At 49.6% G+C, this 1,502-nt stretch carries 1 protein-coding gene; it reads left to right on the top strand.

Annotated elements, in window-relative coordinates; genetic code table 11:
* Nucleotides 1-366: 366 nt before the first annotated feature.
* The gene (locus BLT07_RS20550) at nucleotides 367-1,362 is read left to right on the top strand and encodes an IS110 family RNA-guided transposase (RefSeq protein WP_091874494.1); all 996 of its coding nucleotides are present in this window, start codon (nucleotides 367-369) and stop codon (nucleotides 1,360-1,362) included.
* The last annotated feature ends 140 nt before the right edge of the window (nucleotides 1,363-1,502 follow it).

The raw sequence follows: 1,502 nt of genomic DNA, 5'->3' as shown, positions 1-1,502 counted from the left end.
ACGGCAGGGACAGCCAGTACCTGAAGGATATCGGCCTGAAAACCCAGGGACGTCTAAGGAATAACGAGCTTACAATGACGGACCTCCTGGCGGACCTTTAGATTTATACTATAAAAATAATCTATAATGATTATGATGTTGAAAAGAGGGGGTTTGGGGGAGACTCATAACTTCCAAAATGTTCATAACTTTAATACAGTATAAAGAAAGAACGGGGTGAACTTTCTGGCGGAATAGGTTTGCGGCCTCTCCTGCGTATCAGTCCCCGTTCTTGATTATTGACCGGTCGCCAAGGACCAAATAGGATTTTAGCTTGAGTTATTAAAGGTCTCAGTCTAGGCGACCATTTTAAAACACTATTAAATTATGGAAATAAAAGAAGTTATCGGCATCGATGCAAGTAAATTAATGTTGGACTGCCGTGTCCACACAAAAGGGACACAGGATGTTTTCGACAACGACCTTGGGGGCATAGCCCAAATGGTGGACTGGGCATTGGAAACAAGCGGGACAGCCAAGGAAAACCTGTTGTTCGTGTTTGAGTACACCGGCCTGTACACCCACCACCTGGTCCGGTACCTCTACGGGAATGGCTTTCTTTTGCATGTGGTTCCGGGCCTGGAGATCAAGCGCTCCCTGGGCATCTCCAGAGGGAAGGACGACAAGGCAGATGCCGAAAGGATCGCGGTGTACGGGTACCGCAAGCGGGAAGAGATCGAGCCCTTCCAAATGGCCGGGGAGTCCTTGGAGAGGATCAAGCGGTTCATGTCCATGCGCAAAAAACTGGTCGCCCAAAAGGCAGGGCACATGGCGACCCTGGGGGAACAGAGAAGAGTGCTGGATGTAAGGACAGAACAGGTACTCTTCCGAGTCCAGGAGGAACTCATAGAGGTACTCGGTCAACAGATAGCAGCCATCGAGAGGGAAATGGACGACGTCGTCGCGGCGAATCCCCGCCTGAAGGAACTCATGCGGCTGCTGACAAGCATCACAGGTATAGGGAAGGTGACCGCACGATTCATTATAGCATACACTGCCGGATTCACTGCTTTCGACCAATGGAGAAAGTTCGCCTCCTATATCGGTATTGCGCCCTACCCATACCGCTCAGGGACCAGCATAAAGGGAAGGACAAAGGTCAGCCATCTGGCCAGGAAAGAGGGCAAGGTATTGATCCATATGTGCGCCTTAACAGCCATACAGTACAGCCCGGAGATGAGGGCCTACTATGAACGGAGGCTCAAGGAGGGAAAGAACAAGATGAGCACATTGAACATCATTAGGAACAAGCTGTTGGCAAGGGTCTTTGCAGTGGCCAAAAGGGGAACGCCCTACGTGGACATCATGCGCTACGCCGCATAGCCATAGAAAATATTTATGGAAGAAAATTTGTTTTAACCATAGGATACGCTGGGTATTCCAACGGGTCCAATTACGATTTTCTGGAACAAAGGAAGGTCACCGGGTGGATACCCGTCTTCGGGAAATATAAACCCAGGATA

The organism is Pricia antarctica (genome assembly GCF_900101815.1).
Lineage (GTDB): Bacteria > Bacteroidota > Bacteroidia > Flavobacteriales > Flavobacteriaceae > Pricia > Pricia antarctica.
Note: the sequence above shows the minus strand (reverse complement) of the source record. Positions and strands in the feature narration are given on the sequence as shown.

What these genes read in the sequence shown, in the direction of transcription:
- BLT07_RS20550 (WP_091874494.1), top strand. Translation starts at nt 367, where the DNA reads ATGGAAATAAAAGAAGTTATCGGCATCGATGCAAGTAAATTAATGTTG.